The 16,513-nt window shown below is 65.8% G+C and carries 13 protein-coding genes; 6 read left to right on the forward strand and 7 right to left on the reverse strand.

Features of this window, described 5'->3' with window-relative positions; all coding sequences use genetic code 11:
* Positions 1 to 5: 5 nt before the first annotated feature.
* Positions 6 to 260: a cell division topological specificity factor MinE gene (minE, locus tag BC1002_RS03765; protein ID WP_008922443.1), complete on the forward strand. Its 255-nt coding sequence runs from the start codon at positions 6 to 8 to the stop codon at positions 258 to 260.
* 270 nt (positions 261 to 530) lie between these two features.
* Entirely contained in the window at positions 531 to 842 is a 312-nt protein-coding gene (locus BC1002_RS03770) for a YXWGXW repeat-containing protein (protein ID WP_013088750.1), read from the forward strand.
* A gap of 30 nt (positions 843 to 872) precedes the next feature.
* Here the strand turns inward: BC1002_RS03770 and BC1002_RS03775 are convergent, their stop codons facing one another.
* Positions 873 to 2,273, reverse strand: a complete 1,401-nt coding sequence (locus tag BC1002_RS03775) for a chloride channel protein (RefSeq protein ID WP_157874645.1) — start codon at positions 2,271 to 2,273, stop codon at positions 873 to 875.
* 253 nt (positions 2,274 to 2,526) lie between these two features.
* Here BC1002_RS03775 and waaC point away from each other — a divergent pair, with 253 nt between their 5' ends.
* Together waaC and BC1002_RS39350 are read left to right on the forward strand one after the other, a co-directional pair.
* On the forward strand, positions 2,527 to 3,531 hold the full coding sequence (gene waaC / locus BC1002_RS03780; RefSeq protein ID WP_013088752.1) for a lipopolysaccharide heptosyltransferase I: 1,005 nt from the start codon (positions 2,527 to 2,529) through the stop codon (positions 3,529 to 3,531).
* A gap of 522 nt (positions 3,532 to 4,053) precedes the next feature.
* Positions 4,054 to 4,185: a hypothetical protein gene (locus tag BC1002_RS39350; protein WP_013088753.1), complete on the forward strand. Its 132-nt coding sequence runs from the start codon at positions 4,054 to 4,056 to the stop codon at positions 4,183 to 4,185.
* 27 nt (positions 4,186 to 4,212) lie between these two features.
* Here the strand turns inward: BC1002_RS39350 and BC1002_RS03790 are convergent, their stop codons facing one another.
* The 6 genes from BC1002_RS03790 to ppc all read right to left on the reverse strand — a co-directional run bounded on the left by BC1002_RS03790 (position 4,213) and on the right by ppc (position 12,981).
* Entirely contained in the window at positions 4,213 to 4,392 is a 180-nt protein-coding gene (locus BC1002_RS03790; RefSeq protein WP_013088754.1) for a hypothetical protein, read from the reverse strand.
* 220 nt (positions 4,393 to 4,612) lie between these two features.
* Positions 4,613 to 5,920: an MFS transporter gene (locus BC1002_RS03795; protein ID WP_013088755.1), complete on the reverse strand. Its 1,308-nt coding sequence runs from the start codon at positions 5,918 to 5,920 to the stop codon at positions 4,613 to 4,615.
* A 372-nt stretch (positions 5,921 to 6,292) separates the two neighbouring features.
* Positions 6,293 to 6,823, reverse strand: a complete 531-nt coding sequence (locus BC1002_RS03800) for an energy transducer TonB (protein WP_013088756.1) — start codon at positions 6,821 to 6,823, stop codon at positions 6,293 to 6,295.
* Between the two features lie 363 nt (positions 6,824 to 7,186).
* Positions 7,187 to 8,593 carry an argininosuccinate lyase gene (gene argH, locus BC1002_RS03805; RefSeq protein ID WP_013088757.1) on the reverse strand — a complete coding sequence of 469 codons (1,407 nt, stop codon included), beginning with the start codon at positions 8,591 to 8,593 and terminating at the stop codon, positions 7,187 to 7,189.
* Between the two features lie 164 nt (positions 8,594 to 8,757).
* A complete protein-coding gene (locus tag BC1002_RS03810) occupies positions 8,758 to 9,570 on the reverse strand; it encodes a helix-turn-helix transcriptional regulator (protein ID WP_013088758.1) in 813 nt (270 codons plus the stop codon).
* A 192-nt stretch (positions 9,571 to 9,762) separates the two neighbouring features.
* Complete coding sequence (ppc, locus tag BC1002_RS03815) at positions 9,763 to 12,981, reverse strand: phosphoenolpyruvate carboxylase (protein WP_013088759.1); 3,219 nt, start codon at positions 12,979 to 12,981, stop codon at positions 9,763 to 9,765.
* A 541-nt stretch (positions 12,982 to 13,522) separates the two neighbouring features.
* Here ppc and hemC point away from each other — a divergent pair.
* The gene (gene hemC / locus BC1002_RS03820; protein ID WP_013088760.1) at positions 13,523 to 14,521 is read left to right on the forward strand and encodes a hydroxymethylbilane synthase; all 999 of its coding nucleotides are present in this window, start codon (positions 13,523 to 13,525) and stop codon (positions 14,519 to 14,521) included.
* Positions 14,521 to 16,512, forward strand: a complete 1,992-nt coding sequence (gene hemDX / locus BC1002_RS03825; RefSeq protein WP_013088761.1) for a fused uroporphyrinogen-III synthase HemD/membrane protein HemX — start codon at positions 14,521 to 14,523, stop codon at positions 16,510 to 16,512. Before hemC ends, hemDX begins: the two co-directional genes overlap by 1 nt.
* Position 16,513: the final 1 nt, after the last annotated feature.

Consider the following 16,513-nt stretch of genomic DNA (forward strand, 5'->3'; position numbering starts at 1 on the left):
ACGTAATGTCGATTCTTTCGTTTTTGCTGGGCGAGAAAAAGAAGTCCGCGTCGGTAGCGAAGGAACGCCTGCAGTTGATCATCGCGCACGAGCGCGCCGGCGGTCATGCACCCGCCGATTATCTGCCTGCGTTGCAACGCGAACTGGTGGCCGTGATCTCGAAGTACGTGAAGATTTCCGATGACGACATTCGCGTGAGTCTCGAGCGTCAGGACGATCTCGAGGTGCTCGAAGTCAAGATCGAAATACCGCAGGCCTGAGCTTCGGATGGACCGCGGTCCATCTCGCATCATGTGCGGGACGTCGCATTGCGTCGTGTTGGTTCGACGCGATGCCGTGCGGCGTTCGGCTGTTCCTCTGGCTTCTCTGTGAAGCCGCCTCTTCGCGCCTCCACGGCGCGCGCCATTTCCCGGTCGAAATAAACCGTCGCACTTCAGCGGGTGCCGTTACACGCGCATCGTCAGCCTCGTGTCGCCCTCACGCATTAAACCGGTAACGCCGCATCCGGTGTTCAACCTAAGAGGGAAACCATGAACCGAGCCTTTCGCCTGCTGCTTGCCAACACCGTTCTGATTGCCGCGGGTGCCGGCGCGATGGCCTCGGCTTCGGCCGCGGAAGTCGTCATCGTCGCGCCGTCCGCGCCGCCCGTCGAACGCTTCGAAGCGGTGCCCGCGCCGCGTGCCGGCTATGTGTGGGATCACGGTCACTGGCGCTGGGATCACGGCCGCTACGTGTGGGTCGCAGGCCACTGGCAGGCCGAGCGCATCGGGTACCACTGGATGCCCGGCCACTGGATCGAGCATGGTCCGAACTATCGCTGGGTGCCGGGACACTGGGCTTGACGCGGCCGTCGTCGCCGGACGCGTGGTCGTCTACTGACGCGGCGAGCCGGACGTATCCGTCGTGAGGTCGTCTCCGCTATCACCTGCGGGCGGCTCGCCGTCGACGCTTTCCGCTTCCGGCACCTCGGCCTCGGGCACTTCCGGCACCGGTGCAGGCGCCGGTTGCGGCAGCGGCGCCATGTAGCGCTCGGCGAGCGACTCATAGAGCGGCGGTGCGAACAGGCGCGATACGCGGCTCGCGATCAACGCGGTGGCCATCAGCGAAATCACGAGCGCGTGACCGTCGATCATCTCCATCACGATCACGAACGACGTGATCGGCGACTGCGTGACCGCGGCCAGATAACCGACCATCGCGAGCGCGATCAGCATCGGCAACTGCATCGAACCGAACACGATGTGCAGCAGATTGCCGAAGCCCGCGCCGATCGACAGCGACGGCGCGAAGATGCCGCCCGGAATGCCCGGCAGGTACGAGCCGACCATCGCGATCATCTTCAGGAACGGATAGAACACCGACAACTGACCGTGTCCCTCGAGCAGGCCACGCGCTTCGGTATAGCCGCTGCCGAACGTCGTGCCGCCCGCGATCACGCCGACCACGGCGATTGCGAAGCCGCACAGCGCGGCGAACACGACCGGCCGCTCGCCGTGCAACTGGCGCAGCGGCGCCGGAATCCAGCGCGCGGTGTTGAGCAGCAGCCAGCCGAAGATGCCGCCCGCGATGCCCGTGACGATCGCGGTGAGCACCACCGCGACGGCCAGCAGATCGGGGAAATGCGCGCCAATCCTGATCGTGCCGAAATACGTGTAGTTGCCGTTCAAGCCCAGCGCGACAACCCCCGCAACGACGATCGCCGTGATCAGCACACCGCTCGTGCGCGCCTCGAAGCTGCGCGTCAATTCCTCGATTGCGAACACGACGCCCGCGAGCGGTGTATTGAACGCGGCCGATAGACCCGCTGCCGCGCCCGCCAACGCGAGCTGACGTTCTATCTGCGCATTCGAGCGCGGATAGAAGCGGCGCAGATTGAACATCAGCGCGGCGCCCACCTGCACGGTCGGTCCTTCACGGCCGATCGTCAAGCCGCCGAGAATCGCGATAAAAGATACGCCGATCTTGCCGAGCAGAATTCGCAGCGATAGCAGCCTCGCGCCGTACCCCCGCTGCTTCGTGTGCAGCGTCGCGATCACCTGCGGGATGCCGCTGCCCTCGGAGCCACGAAAGAACTTGCGGGTGAGCCAGACCGCGAGTGCCGCGACCGCGGGTGTGATCACGAGCGGTGCCCACGGATGCCGCTGCCGGAGATCGAGAAACACGTCATAGCCCCAGTCGATCAGGCGCGCATAGAGCACCGCGACCAGACCGACACCGATGGCGCCAAGCCAGAAGATGCCGTATTGCCGCCAAAGGCGTTTCGCGCGACGCATGACAGCGTGCGAACGGGAAGGGAAGGGCCGGGACATGAATTGGATTAGTGCAAAGGCCAAAGTATAAAACGTGCGGGACCGACAGAACGCGTGAAAGACTTTTGAAAAAATGAACTACGCTGGATTGTCAGGCGCAGACCTTTCGTTGTCATTCGCCGTACCGAGAACCAGACAGCGCGATGCCCATTTGGCGAGGGGTCGGTAAAAACCTCAGCTAGAATAGTTTCCACTTCGGAAAACGAAGGGACCCTCAATGAAGCGAATCCTAATCGTCAAGGTCACTTCACTAGGCGATATCGTGCAGGCGCTGCCAGTCGTCGCCGATATCAAACGCGCATTTCCTGGTGTTCAGGTGGATTGGGCGGCGGACGAAGCATTTGCGCAAGTCGTGCAATGGAGCCAGAGCGTGGATCGCGTGCTGTGCGCGCCGTTGCGCCGCTTCAAGAAGGCGCGTCGCTGGAGCGATCTGAAGGCGATCCTGGCATCGATCGGCGAGCTGCGCGCGTATCACTACGACTACATCATCGACATTCACGGCGTCTACAAGAGCGCGATCATCGCATTCCTCGCGCGCTCGTCGCGGCGCATCGGCTATCAATCTCAGGATCTGGGCGAGCGAGGCGCCGCGTTCGCCTATACCGGACGTTTCGGGCCACGCCCGCAAGGCAGCGCGTGGCACGGCATGCGTATCAGCGCCAGCGAGGCGCTCGGCTACGAAGTGGAAGGGCCACCCATCTACGACCTGCAGTTACCCGACGCCGTCCCGCAGCCGTTCGCGATGCAGGACGCGCCTGTCGCGGCGCTCTTTCATGCCACCTCGAAAGCCGACAAGAAATGGCCGCTCACGCATTGGGTGGCTGTTGGGCGCGAGTTGAGCGAGCGCGGTTTTCGTGTGGTTCTGCCGTGGGGTTCGGACGGCGAGCTCGCCGAAGCCGGGCAGATCTGCGCACAGGTACCGGGCGCGACGGTGTTGCCGCCAATGAGCGTGACCGAAGTCGCGCAGATGATCGACGCGTGCGCGCTCGTGGTCGGTACCGATACGGGCTTCGTGCATCTCGCGCATGCGCTGCAGAAGCGCACCGTGATGATCTTCGTCGCGACGTCGCCGTCGCATTGCGGCGTCGAGACGCCGTATCGCTCGACCTCGATCGGCGACGGTCGCTCGGTGCCGCCCATCAGCGCGGCACTCGAAGCGATCGACTATGTACACGCAGCGGAGCCGGTGCTCGGGATGCAGCACGGATCGGCCGCCGCCTGAGTTCGTTCTCGCGATCGCGCAATCGTTTGCGCAAAAGAAAAAGAGGCGCGACGCGTAGTCCACCCTTACTGGCGGGGACTGCATCGTCGCGCCTCAAAGAACGCCCGTGTCGGGGAACAGCGGGCGGAGAGGAATCGATTACACGTCTGTTAAAACTGTCGCTTTTCGTTGGACACCGCGGCGTCCGATGCGCGCACGCGAAGGGGGCCAACCGGTAGGTCGCGGTACATCGAGGCTCGCGCGGCGCGCGTTGGACCGCTCCATTGCGGCGACGCTGGTGCGGCCAACAAGGCTTCTATCGCGACGGTGCACTCAACGGAGTATAGGCGGTGTTTTCCGCCCTGGCGGCGTGATCAGGTGACAGCGGGGCGTGTCGATCGACCGCGCCGATCCGGCGCGCCGATCCTGTAACAGCCCGGTGATCTTCCCTTACAAATGGCAACGCTCGGCGCAGCGCGCATCGTGTCCAATCGGGTCATTCGGGGTTTGCGCTCGAATCAATCTGACTCGATGGAGAACAACATGAAACGCTTGATCCTGACTCTCGTGGCCGGCGCACTGCTGGCGTCGGCGCTCGGCGGCTGCGTCATCGCGCCGGCGCCGGGCTACTATTACGGCGGCGGTGGCTACTACCATCACGGCTACTATCGCTAAGCCGCGCTCGGGCCGAAGCCACTGACCTCAGGCGACCAGCATTTCGAATGCGACCACCGCGGCAATGGCCGCGGCGTTCGCGGCCAGCGCTTCGACGACGATGGATTTCCATGACGCCGGGCGGAAGCGCAGCGCAAGCAATAGCGAGCCGAGCAAGGCCAGCGCGATGATCATCACGATATCGGCATTGTGAAGATGGACGTTCATGCGAGTCTCCCTGGTTTTTATAGGGTTATGTCAGGGAGTATAGGCAAGTCAAAAAGACGCGCAAGGCGGGGGATTTACCCGGACCGCCGAGCGGAAATGGCGATGCGATAATGCCCGCTGCATACTGCCGAAGACGCGTAACAACTGCGCGCGTGTGATATCGGTCGAACTTCGGCAAACGCGAATCGACGCAAGCGTGGTTGCGTCGATTCGCATTGCATCACTTCATCAGACTCGCATTGCGCGTTTCGCGCATGCACAGCACGCCGACAAGGCTCACGGCCGCCGCGACCGACACGTACGCGCCGACCCACGGCAAGCCGCCATGCGCGGCGAGCACCTGCGCGATATACGGCGCGACCGACGCACCGAGAATCCCGCCGAGGTTGTATGCGACACCGGCGCCCGTATAGCGCACGTTGGTCGGAAACAGCTCCGGCAGCAGCGCGCCCATCGGCGCGAAAGTCACGCCCATCAGGAACAGCTGGATCACGAGGAACAGCAGCACCAGCAACGGCTCGCCGCTGCCGAGCAGCGGCGCCATCGTGAAGCCCGACAGGATCGCCGCGATGATGCCGACGATCAGCACCGGCTTGCGCCCGAAGCGGTCGCTCGCGCGGGCCGACAGCGGCGTCGCGATTGCCATGAACACGACCGCGATGCACAGCAGGCCGAGGAACGTCTGCCGCGGAATATGCAGCGAGCCGACGCCGTACGACAGCGAGAACGTCGTCGCGTTGTAGAACAGCGTGTAGCAGACCACCATCGCGAGCGCGCCGAGCACGGTCGGCACCCAGTGCTGCGAGAACAGCGTCGCGATCGGCACGCGCACGCGTTCCTTGCGCTCGATCGCTGCCTGGAACGCGGGCGTCTCGGCGATCTTCAGCCGCACATACAGGCCGAGCGCGACCAGCACCGAGCTGACGAGGAACGGCACGCGCCAGCCCCAGCTACGGAACTGCTCGTCGGACAGCGACATCGAGAGCGCGAAGAACAGGCCGTTGGATGCGAGAAAGCCGATCGACGGTCCAAGCTGCGGGAACATGCCGAACCAGCCGCGTTTGCCGGCCGGCGCGTTTTCGGTGGCGAGCAGCGCGGCGCCGCCCCATTCGCCGCCGAGGCCGATACCCTGGCCGAAACGCAGCACGCACAGCAGGATCGGCGCGAGGCTGCCGATCGCGTCGTAGCCCGGCACGAAGCCGATCAGCGTGGTCGACACGCCCATCACGAGCAGCGACGCGACCAAAGTTGACTTACGGCCGATGCGGTCGCCGAAGTGGCCGAACAGGAACGAGCCGATCGGTCGCGCGACGAACGCGATGCCGAACGTGACGAACGCCGACAGCGCTTGCGCGGTGGCCGAGCCGTGCGGGAAGAACACCGGTCCGATCACGAGCGCCGCGGCGGTCGCGTAGACATAGAAATCGTAGAACTCGATCGCGGTGCCGATGAAGCTCGCGAAGATGATCCGCGCGCTACTGTTTTGCCCGCTTGCGGGCTGAGCCGCGGAAATCGGCGAAGTGGACATGCAGGGGTCTCCAATTGTCGTGGGGCCGCGGCGCGCTGAGCCTTGCTTCGCAGACAGGCGGCGCGCGCAAGGGCGGCATCCTCGTTGAGGTATAGGTTTGGGCGCCGCACGCGGGTGGCGTCGCGGCACTGCAGTTGCTCATGCGCCGCGCCGGCGGGTGTGCGGGCGGCGTGAGCCATGCCGGAAGGCTCCGGCGCGGGGAATCCGAAAATTATAGCGAGCGCGCTCGTCGCGCAGCAATGGCGGCGTAAGTTCGAGCGGCAACGAGGGGTCCGTTAAGAGCGATGCGCAATGACTCGAGCAGGTCACGCGTGGCCTGCCCAATGCGGTGATGCGCGTGATGGCGCGTGTCGGCGCACGCGCCAACCGCGCTTAGTCGTACGTTTCCGCTTGCGGCGAGGCGAGCTCGCGCAGCTGGAACTTGCCGTTGTCGTTGAACAGCCAGTCTTCGAATAGCTCGAGCTGGCCGCGCCCGTTCAGCAGCTTGCCGGGCGGAAGCGGCAGCGGCGCCGAGCGGCGCAGCGACGCGAGCGCGGTGCTTTCGGCCTCGTCGTCGCCGTTGGTGCGATACACCGACGACTGGACGATGCGTCCATCACGATCGACCGTGAACGACACCACCACCAGCGAGCGCAGCATCGGCTGAGGTCTGCCCTGGAGCACATACGACGGATTGCGTTCGACGATTCGTCGTGCGACCGCGTCGCGATATTGATCGAGTGTCAGGCTGTTGATTGCGGCCACCGGTGTGCTGACGGTTTCGTGCCGCGGCAGCGGAGTGATCGTGCAACCGGCCGCGGCGACGACACCGAGCACGGCGAGCAACAGCCGATGTCTGCGTGCTGCGATGAAGAAGTGCGGGGCCACACGGGGAACAGGAGGGGGAGAAGTGCGCGAGAGCATCGTCGACCAACCGCGAGGAGAACCTGATTGAATGGTAGTCAAAAACCGCCGGGATTCAATTGGCGTTCGCCCGCTGGATGTCATTGCGCGTGCTCCGACGGGGCGCTTTGCTTGCCGATGTAATGGCCGGAAATATGCGTGCGTTGGTCGGCGAGCGAAACGCGCCTACACTCTGGTGGCCTCATGCTGAGGCATCGGTGGAAGTCTTTTCAGCCCGCTTCTGGCGGGCTTTCTTTTGCCTGCGATTCGCCTATCACACGCGGCAATAAAAAAGGCGAGCCCGCCGAACGGGTTCGCCTTTTTCGATCTCGGTTCAACCAGCCACGCCGCAAGCCAAGGCTCACGGCGCGGCCCAATCATCGATTACTTCAACGCCGCACGCGCCGCTTTCACCGCGGCCAGTACCTGCTCGGGCGCGGTGCCGCCCGGATGATTACGGCTCGCCACCGAGCCTTCGAGCGTCAGATACGAGAACACGTCGTCGCCGATCAGATGCGCGACGTTCGGCAACTCGCTGCGCATTTCGTCGAGCGTCAGGTCCGCGAGATCGCAGCCGCGATCGGCGCACACGCGCACCGCGAGCGCGACTGCTTCGTGCGCGTCGCGGAACGGCAGGCCGCGCTTGACCAGATAGTCGGCGAGGTCCGTCGCGGTCGAGAAGCCTTGCAGCGCGGCGTCGCGCATCGCCTGCGGCTTGACCGTAATGCCGGCGACCATTTCAGCGAAGATGCGCAGCGTGTCGGCGACCGTATCGACGGTGTCGAACAGCGGCTCCTTGTCTTCCTGGTTGTCCTTGTTGTACGCGAGCGGCTGGCCCTTCATCAGCGTGAGCAGCGCCATTAGATGGCCGTTCACGCGGCCGGTCTTGCCGCGCGCGAGTTCGGGCACGTCCGGGTTCTTCTTCTGCGGCATGATCGACGAGCCGGTGCAGAAACGGTCGGCCAGATCGATGAAGCCGACGCGCGGGCTCATCCACAGCACCAGTTCTTCGGAGAAGCGCGACACGTGCGTCATCACGAGCGCGGACGCGGCCGTGAATTCGATCGCGAAGTCGCGGTCGGAAACCGCATCCAGCGAATTCGCGCAGATGCCGTCGAAGCCGAGCGTCTTCGCGACGGCGTGACGGTCGATCGGATAGCTGGTGCCGGCGAGCGCGGCCGCGCCGAGCGGCAGACGGTTCACGCGCTTGCGGCAGTCGACCATGCGCTCGGCGTCGCGCGAGAACATCTCGACGTAGGCGAGCAGATGGTGGCCGAACGTGACCGGTTGAGCGACCTGCAGGTGCGTGAAGCCCGGCATGATGGTGGCGGCGTTCTTCTCGGCGATTTCGAGCAGCGCGACGCGCAGTTCGGTCAGCAGTTCGCCGATGCGGTCGATCTCGCCACGCAGCCACAGCCGAATGTCGGTCGCGACCTGGTCGTTGCGCGAGCGGCCGGTGTGCAGGCGCTTGCCGGCGTCGCCGATCAGCGCGGTCAGACGCGCTTCGATGTTCAGGTGCACGTCTTCGAGATCGAGCTGCCATTCGAACTCGCCGCGCTCGATTTCACCCTTGATCTGCGCCATGCCGCGCTGGATCGCGGCGAGGTCGTCGGCGGAAATGATCTTCTGCGCGGCGAGCATCGACGCGTGCGCGAGCGACCCTTCGATGTCGACGAACGCCAGACGCTTGTCGAAGAAGACCGACGACGTGTAGCGTTTGACGAGCTCCGACATCGGCTCCGAGAAGCGAGCCGACCAGGCTTCGCCTTTTTTGTGCAGTTGGGACGTCATGGTGTTGGGCGGTAAAAACGAGCGGTGAAGAGGCTGGCGGCGCGAGCACGCGAGTCGTGCAAAAGCGCCGCCGCAGCGGAGAAAGACGAAGATTTTAACACCGGGCGACGGCGGCCAAGGCGCCGCCGCCGATCGCGGACCCATTCGCGGCCCCATTCGCGAGCCTATTCGCGCACCAGCACCACCAGCTTCAGATCTTCGCGATGCGCGGGCTTGAACGTGATCTGGTCATAAACGATGCGGCCGTCGCGCGGATGGTTGAACTCGCGCCTGCCCCCTTCGCGCCCGCCGACGTCCTGTGAGGCCCAGTAGCGCGCGAACTCGTCGCTCGCACCCGACAGCGAATCGATCAGCCCGCGCGTGGGCGCATCGTTCAGATGGCGGATCGAGTCGGCACGGAATTCGGCGGCAAGCCGCCGCGCGCGCGTTTCCCAGTCGACGATCAACGCGCGCGCGGCCGGCTCGGTGAATGTGTAGCGCAGCAGGTTGCGGTCGTACGCGCCGTCGAGCCAGCCGACGAACAGATCGGCCGCGCGCTCGTTCCACGCGAGCGCATTCCACTGCCGGTCGAGCACGTAGGCCGGCGTGTCGATCAGTTGCACGGTTTGCAGCAGCGTGGCGGGCGCATCGGCGGCGGCGGGGTCGGGCTCGGCCGGATCGCGTTGCGCGGCCAGCTCGAACAGATACGCGCGCTCGGCGCGCGACAGCTGCAACGCGACCGCGATGCGCGCGAGCGCATCGGCGGAAGCGGACACCGGCCGGCCCTGCTCGATCCACGTGTACCAGGTCGGGCTCACGCCGCACAACTGCGCAACTTCCTCGCGCCGCAGACCGGGCGTGCGGCGGCGCGGCCCCGGCGGCAGACCGACCGCCTGCGGTGACAGCCGCTCGCGATGGGCGCGGATGAAGTCGCCGAGCGCGCGGGCTGGCGTGGCGTCGAGCGGCGGCGGGTGATCGGCGGAGGAAGGCGTCGTCATGCTATCGGCTGCACGTGGAGGGGAGTAATAGAGATACCAGAATAATTGCCGGACTTGTACTGGTACATGGCGGGCTCTATTGTAGCGGCTGGATTCGCGCGACGCGTTGCTCGCCATCTCGACGCGCAATGAAAAAAGCCGGGTGTGGCCTGCGTCGGCCACACCCGGCTTTTGCTTGCTTCAGCGTTGACCTCAACCGGTATTGCGCAACCCCGCCGCGATCCCGTTGATGCACAAATGAATGCCGCGCCGCACGCGCGCATTCGTGTCGCCCGCGCGATAGCGTTTGAGCAATTCGACCTGCAGGTGATTGAGCGGGTCGAGGTACGGGAAGCGGTTCTTGATCGAGCGCGCGAGCAGCGGATTCTCGGCGAGCCGCTCGCTCTTGCCGGTGATCTCCGACAACACCTTCGACGTGCGTTCCCACTCGGCAACGATGCGCTCGAACACGTGCTTGCGCAGCTTCTTGTCGGTTACGAGCGCGGCATAACGCGACGCGACCGCGAGGTCGGTCTTCGCGATGACCATGTCCATGTTCGACATCAGGTTCGCAAAGAACGGCCAGCTCTTGTGCATCTTCTTCAGCAGCGCGAGACGGCGCGCGCGTTCGGCGTCGGACGGCGCGCTGTCCAGATGCTCGGTGACCGCGCTGCCGAAGCCGTACCAGCCGGTCAGCAGCAGCCGGCATTGGCCCCACGAGAAGCCCCACGGAATGGCGCGCAGATCCTCGATCTTGCGCTGCTTCGGGTCCTGCAGCTTGCGCGAAGCGGGGCGGCTGCCGATGTTCAGCTCGGCGATCTCCGCGATCGGCGTCGACTCGAAGAAATACTCCTTGAAGCCCGGCGTTTCGTAGACGAGCGCGCGATACGCGGCCATCGCCGTATCGGACAGCTGCTGCATCGTTTCCTCGTACACGGGCAGCTCGGCCAACGTGTGGTCGTGCGGCAGCAACGACGCTTCGAGCGTCGCGGCCACGACGGTTTCCAGATTGCGCCGGCCGATTTCCGGATTCGCGAACTTGCTCGCAATCACCTCGCCCTGCTCGGTCAAACGGATCTGACCGGCGACGGTGCCCGGCGGCTGCGACAGGATCGCCTGGTAGGTCGGGCCGCCGCCGCGGCCGACGGTGCCGCCGCGTCCATGGAACAGACGCAGTGTCACGCCGCGTTCGTTGAACAGCGACACGAGCGCCAGCTCCGCGCGATACAGCTCCCAGTTCGACGTCAGGAAGCCGCCGTCCTTGTTGCTGTCCGAGTAGCCCAGCATCACTTCCTGCTCGTTGCCCTGATGTTCGATCAGCGCGCCGATGCCCGGCAGCGCGATCAGGTCGCGCATGATGTGCGGCGCGTTGCGCAGATCGGGGATCGTCTCGAACAGCGGGATCACCATCAGGCTCGCGCGCGCGGGGTCGTGCTCGTCGCCCAGATGTCCGAGCAACAGGCCGGTTTCCTTCTGCAGCAGCATCACCTCGACCAGATCGCTGACGGTCTCCGTATGCGAAATGATGTAATTGCGCACCGCGCGCGCGCCGAATTTCTCGCGCGTGATGCGGGCTTCCTCGAGCACCGCGAGCTCACTCTTCACGAGGTCGGAGTACTCAGCGTAAGGCACACGCAGCGCGCGCGGCTGCGCGAGCTCGGCGAGCAGCACTTTCAGCTTGTTCGCTTCCGACAAGCCCGCGTAGTCGTCCTCGACACCGGCGCGCTTGAGCAGCTCGGCGATCACCGCTTCGTGGATGTCGGAGCTTTGCCGCAGATCGATGCTCGCGAGATGGAAGCCGAACACTTCGGCCGCGCGCGCGAGCGGCGCGAGACGCGGCGCGGCGAGCGGCGCGCCGTGATGCTCGGCCAGCGAGTCGATCAGCACGTGCAGGTCGCGCACGAAGTCGGCGGCGTCGTCATAGGGGGTTGCGCGAATCGGCGCGACGCCGCGGCCGGCGCTGCGCAGCGGAACGCTGCCTTCGCCGAGACGCACGCGCGCGCTCGCCGCGAGTCGCGTGTAGATGCCGATCAGCGCGCGACGATACGGCTCGTCGGTGCGATGCGGCGAGTGGTCGGGCGAGATGTCCGCGAGTTCATTGAGCGCATCGCTCACGCCGACGAGCACATTCGACATCGACAGCTCCTCGCCGAGCTTGTGCACCTGCACCAGGTAGTGCTCGAAGATCACAGCGGCTTGACGCGTGATCGCGTTTTCGAGCGTTTCGGCGGTGACGTTCGGATTGCCGTCGCGATCACCGCCGATCCAGCTGCCCATCTGGAAGAACGGTGGCAGGCGCGCTTCGAGGCCGTGCTCCTTCAGCGCTTCCTCGATGTCGGCGTAAAGCGCCGGCAGTTCTTCGAGGAAGGTGCTGCGATAGTACGACAGCGCGTTCTCGATTTCGTCGGCGACCGTCAGACGCGCGTCGCGCAGCATCCGCGTTTGCCACAGCGACGTGACGCGTGCGCGCAGCATCGCTTCGTTGTGCGCGCGCTCGCGGTTCGTCAGCGGCTGGTCGCGCTCGGCGAGCAGACGCGCGATGTCGTGCTGCGCGTCGAGAATGCTCTTGCGCTGCACCTCGGTCGGGTGCGCGGTCAGCACCGGCATGATCAGCGCGTCGTCGAAAAACCGCTGCAGCACCGGCGTCGCGGCGGCACCGGCCGCGACGAGCCGCTCGAGCGCATGGGCGATCGTGCCCGGCTGCGAGGCCGAGCCCGCGAGCGCGTGAATGCGGTGACGACGGTTGCGGTGACGGTCCTCGGCGATGTTCGCGAGATGCGAAAAGTAGCTGAACGCGCGCACGACGCTGACGGTCTGCTCGGGCGTCAGCGAGCGCAGCTTTTTGTCGAGCGTCTGCGCGGCGGCGCTGTCGTCCTCGCGACGGAAGCGCACGGCGTTCTGCCGGATCGTTTCGACGACGTCGAATACGGCGTCGCCTTCCTGCTCGCGCAGCACGTCGCCGAGGAGGCGGCCGAGATAGCGGATGTCCTGGAACAGCGGGTGGTCCTTGTCCTCGCGCGTGCGGCCGCCGCCGTTCTTGACGGTGGGCGCGGCGGCGGACTCAGCCTGCGGCATGGCTTCGAGCCTTTCCGCTTTCGCGGCGCGGGGAGGCGTTGCGTCGCCATCGACCTTGATCTTGACCTTGGCCGGTTTGCTGGCGGTAGCCGAAGTCGCGGCTTTTTCGGCCTTGCCGGCTTTCGGTGCCTTTTGCGCCTTGTCCTGCTTGACGGGCACTGTGGTTTGCGAGGCCTTCGAGGCCTTGGCGGCTTGCGCGGCGATGGCGCGGCGCTTCGCGCGCTGGTCGGCGACGCTCGACGATCTGCCGTGCGCGGCAGCGTCGGACAGGACGTCGGGCGCCGCGGCGTCGGCCGGGCGAGCGGTGGGCGAGGCAGTGTTGCGGCGGGCGGGGCGCGCCGATCCGGAAGACGTCACGATGAGTTTCCTCGGGAAAGCCAGGGTCTGTTGATTGATGAACTGCGACTGCGGAACTGCAACCAGCAATACAACGTGAACTGCGTGCAACAGGGACTGCGCAACGGACTAAAAGACAGACTGCTAATGCGACTGCAACAGAGACGAGACGGCGACTGCAAACGGCGATTGTTCGACCCACTACGAAGCGAGCCGCGCTCGCCGCAACGCCTGCGAGAAACGATGCAAGCGCTGCCGATCGCGCGACGCCGACGAGGGAGAGGGGAGCCACGGGCTGCCAGCCCGCGAAGAGACTGAACGCGCGGCACGCATTGCCGCAGCATGTTCGCCGCATTGCATCATCCCGCATGCCGCTGCGCGGTGCGCGAACGACCGTGCGTGGCAACGCTGAATGGGGGCTTTCGCGCGCGGCGCGAAGCCCGTCTCCTCCGTCGATACCGCTTCCGCACGGCGTCCCGCGGTGCCTTGCAAGCCAAGGGCACAAATAAGGGCGCGTGCTAACATTGATTGTTATTCCATCCCGACATCAAGCCGCAAGCTAATGAACACCGAGACGTTTTCCACGCCACCCCACACGCTTGTGATTGCGTCGCGAGAGAGCCGCCTTGCCATGTGGCAAGCCGAGCACGTGCGATGTGCGCTGCACAAATTATATCCATCTTGTGACGTAAAAATCCTCGGAATGACCACACGTGGTGATCAGATTCTCGATCGCACGCTGTCGAAGGTTGGTGGCAAGGGGCTCTTCGTCAAAGAGCTCGAAGCCGCGCTCGCCGATGGCCGCGCCGACCTCGCGGTGCATTCGCTGAAAGACGTGCCGATGGAGTTGCCCGCCGGTTTCGCGCTGTCCACCATCATGGAGCGCGAGGACCCGCGCGACGCGCTCGTGTCCAATCAGTACGACTCGCTCGCCGCGCTGCCGGCCGGTGCCGTGGTCGGCACCTCGAGTCTGCGGCGTGAGGCGATGCTGCGCATGCGCTATCCGCATCTCGACGTGCGGCCGTTGCGCGGCAATCTCGATACCCGACTCGCCAAGCTCGATCGCGGCGACTATGCGGCGATCATTCTGGCCGCGGCCGGGCTGAAGCGTCTCGGTCTCGCCGATCGTATCCGCGCGCTGCTCGATCCCGAGGATAGTCTGCCCGCGGCGGGACAAGGCGCGCTCGGCATCGAGATTCGCGCCGATCGCGCGGACCTCGCCGCGTGGCTCGCGCCGCTGCATCATCAGCACACGGCGGCGGCCGTCGAGGCAGAGCGCATGGTGTCGCGCGCGCTCGGCGGGAGCTGCGAGGTGCCGCTCGCCGCCTACGCAACCTGGGGCGACGGCGCGCTGCATCTGCGCGGCATCGTCGCGACGCCGGACGGCCAGCGCGTGCTGAGCGCGCAGGCGTCGGCGCCTGCGCCCACCGTCGAACGCGCGCTCGCGCTCGGCGAGGAAGTCGCGCAGTCGCTCGCGCAGCAAGGCGCGCTCGAGATCGTCCGCGCGCTCAGTACCGCCAGCGGTCCCGCGGCCGCGCCCGGCGCGGCGGCCAGCGAGTGATGGCCGCCGGCACGCCCGAGAAGGCGGGGTTCACGGTCGTGATCACCCGGCCGGCCGGCCAGTCGAGCGAGCTCGTCGAACGGCTCGAAGCAGCCGGACTCACGTCGCTCGACTTCCCGCTGATCGACATCGCGCCCGTCATCGACGACGCGCCGTTGTGCGCCGCGCTCGCGTCGCTCGAACGCTATGCGCTGGTCGTGTTCGTGTCGCCGAACGCGGTCGATCACGCGTTCGCGCGCCATCACGATATCTGGCCGCACGCGCTGCCGGTCGGCGTGGTGGGCCCGGGCAGCGTGCATGCGCTGGCGCGCCACGGCGTCAGCGCGCCGGAGCATCGCGTAATCAGCCCCGCGGCCGGCGCCGACGACGAATCGACGAGCTTCGACTCCGAGGGCCTGTTTGCCGCGATCGAGGCGCAATTCGGCGCCGCGGGCCTCGAAGGCAAGCGCGTGCTGATCGTGCGCGGCGACGGCGGACGCGAGTGGCTGAGCGAGCGCCTGCGTGAAGCTGGCGCGGAAGTCGACACGGTCGCTGCGTACCGGCGCATCGTGCCGGAGCCGTCGATCGGCGCCTGGGCGCGCGTGCACGAACTGCTCGCGGGCGCGCCGCACGCATGGCTTCTGACCAGCTCCGAAGGCGTACGCAATCTGCAGGAACTCGCACACGAACACCTGACCGCCGACGAGATCGAGCAGCTCAAACACGCGCCGCTCGTCACGCCGCATCCCCGCATCGCGCAGACCGCGCGGGCATTGGGTTTTGATAGGATTACGGTGTCCGGCGCGGGCGACGAACGCATAGTCCGAGCCCTCGTGGCCGCGGCCGCCGTGCCTTCCGTCGTCCAACCGGTATCGTCCAACCCGGCTCAACCACGCATGACTGAAACGAACGCATCCACGAACGCCTCACCTCAGCCGCCGGCAAGCGCTCCCTTGCCGCCGAATCAACCCTTCACGCCGTACGAAGCGCAAAAGCGCCGCAGCACGAGCGGACCGCTGCTGTGGTTTGTCATCGTGGTCATCGCGTGCGCGGTGGGCGTGGGCGGCTTCGCGATGAACCGCAAGCTGGTGCGCACCGAGCAGGAGCTCGCGCAGCGTCAGCAGGCCAACGACACGCAGACCAACGAGCTGCGCATCAAGATCGACCAGGCCCTCGCCACCGTGCATCAATCGGATTCGCAGGTTGCGCAGCTCGAAGGCAAGCTCGCCGATGCGCAGGCCGCGCAGCAGGCGCTGCAACAGCAATACGCGGATCTCGCGCGCAATCGCGACGACTGGACGCTCGCCGAAGTCGGGCAGATGCTGTCGGCGGCGAGCCAGCAGTTGCAGCTGACCGGCAATACGCAGCTCGCGCTGTTCGCGTTGCAAAGCGCCGATACGCGCCTCGCGGCATCCGACAGTCCGCAAGCGGTCGCGGTGCGCAAGGCCATCGCGCAAGATATCGACAAACTGAAGGCGGCACCGTCCACCGATCTGACTGGCCTGGCCATCAAACTCGACAACGCGATCGATCACGTGAGCGGCCTGCCGCTGTCGGGTGAAGAGCCGATTCCGCGTGCCACGCCGCACGCGGCCACGCGGGCCGACACCGCGAAGGTCGCAGCGGCCACCGGCAAGCCGCGCTGGGAAGTGTGGATCGACGAGATCACGCACGGCATCGGCGAACAGCTGTCGAGCCTCGTGCAGGTGCGCCGTATCGATAACGCCGATGCGATGCTGGTCTCGCCGGACCAAGGCTACTTCGTGCGCCAGAACCTGAAGCTGCGTCTGCTGTCGGCGCGTCTCGCGCTGCTGTCGCGCAACCAGACCACGCTGAAGTCCGACCTGCAGGCGGCGCAGTCCGCGTTGACGCGCTACTTCGACACGTCGTCGAAAGACACGCAGATGGTCATCGATCTGGTCAAGCAGGTGGACGCCGGTTCGGCCGCGGTCGAGCTGCCGAACCTCGATACGAGCCTGCAGGCCGTCAATCAATACCGGAACCGGGGTTAAT

It is taken from the genome of Paraburkholderia atlantica (assembly GCF_000092885.1).
Classification (GTDB): domain Bacteria; phylum Pseudomonadota; class Gammaproteobacteria; order Burkholderiales; family Burkholderiaceae; genus Paraburkholderia; species Paraburkholderia atlantica.

Bases quoted from the DNA above. Each gene is read 5' to 3' on its own strand.
- hemC (WP_013088760.1), top strand. From the start codon at position 13,523: ATGAACACCGAGACGTTTTCCACGCCACCCCACACGCTTGTGATTGCG.
- BC1002_RS03810 (WP_013088758.1), bottom strand. From the start codon at position 9,570: ATGACGACGCCTTCCTCCGCCGATCACCCGCCGCCGCTCGACGCCACG.
- BC1002_RS03790 (WP_013088754.1), bottom strand. From the start codon at position 4,392: ATGAACGTCCATCTTCACAATGCCGATATCGTGATGATCATCGCGCTG.
- BC1002_RS03795 (WP_013088755.1), bottom strand. From the start codon at position 5,920: ATGTCCACTTCGCCGATTTCCGCGGCTCAGCCCGCAAGCGGGCAAAAC.
- BC1002_RS03775 (WP_157874645.1), bottom strand. From the start codon at position 2,273: ATGCGTCGCGCGAAACGCCTTTGGCGGCAATACGGCATCTTCTGGCTT.
- BC1002_RS03800 (WP_013088756.1), bottom strand. From the start codon at position 6,823: ATGCTCTCGCGCACTTCTCCCCCTCCTGTTCCCCGTGTGGCCCCGCAC.
- hemDX (WP_013088761.1), top strand. From the start codon at position 14,521: ATGGCCGCCGGCACGCCCGAGAAGGCGGGGTTCACGGTCGTGATCACC.
- waaC (WP_013088752.1), top strand. From the start codon at position 2,527: ATGAAGCGAATCCTAATCGTCAAGGTCACTTCACTAGGCGATATCGTG.
- BC1002_RS03770 (WP_013088750.1), top strand. From the start codon at position 531: ATGAACCGAGCCTTTCGCCTGCTGCTTGCCAACACCGTTCTGATTGCC.
- BC1002_RS39350 (WP_013088753.1), top strand. From the start codon at position 4,054: ATGAAACGCTTGATCCTGACTCTCGTGGCCGGCGCACTGCTGGCGTCG.
- minE (WP_008922443.1), top strand. From the start codon at position 6: ATGTCGATTCTTTCGTTTTTGCTGGGCGAGAAAAAGAAGTCCGCGTCG.
- argH (WP_013088757.1), bottom strand. From the start codon at position 8,593: ATGACGTCCCAACTGCACAAAAAAGGCGAAGCCTGGTCGGCTCGCTTC.